The following is an 819-nucleotide window of genomic DNA, read 5'->3' on the forward strand; positions in this document are numbered from 1 at the left end:
AATTGTCTCTTTGCCATTCCAATCCGCAGTCGGAGTGATGGTAGCAACGCCATTCACAATAGAAATTTGGATGCTGTTATTGCCAGAAACTGAGAATTCTAGCGAGGAATCAGAATCTTTGAATACTTCATTCAAGTCGATCGTGTATGCATCGAAATCTTCCGATAACACTTGGTCTGCAATGGCATTTTCAACAGTCGGTGCATCGTTAACACGATTCACAACCAAACTGTCACTGTCGTTAGCTGTTGGATTAACACCATCCGATACTGACGCGCTAATAGTTAGGTCTTTAAGGTTGAGCTCATCGTTGTTAACTGCATCGACGCCCGCTTGAGTCAGCTTGACTTCATTGCCAACCAACACGAAGTAGCCGTTTGAGTTGTTTTCTAAAGAAACGATTAATTGGTCTTCTGGCGTGTCAGTATCGCGAACCGTTAAGGTTGCGACTACCGTATCAGTGCTCACTGCATCTTCAGTGATGCTTTCTATGGCTTCAACCTTGATGGTTGGCGCATCGTTTACTGGATTTACTGTAACAGTTACTTTCGCTTCGTCGGTCAATTCACCGTCCGTTACAGTGTAGGTGATTTCAGCGTGGCCATTGAAGTTTTCTGCCGGCGTGAAGACGAGTTTGCCATCAACGATCTCTACTTTACCTTGTGCTTCAGGAACAGTCGCAGATTGGATCGACAACTTATCGCCATCCACATCAGAATCGTTTGGCAGAACATCAATAGTAACCGCGGTGTCTTCTTGTGTCGTAGCGATGTCATCTTTCGCCACTGGCGCATCGTTCACTGGCGTCACATCGACGTT

1 protein-coding gene is annotated in these 819 nt (G+C 45.7%); it reads right to left on the reverse strand.

The genetic code is table 11. From position 1 onward, the window contains the following. Nucleotides 1–819, reverse strand: an 819-nt coding sequence (locus tag R7Q48_RS26235) for a cadherin-like domain-containing protein (protein ID WP_318133118.1), incomplete at both ends; no start/stop codon positions are given.

This window comes from Vibrio sp. 378, assembly GCF_033339435.1.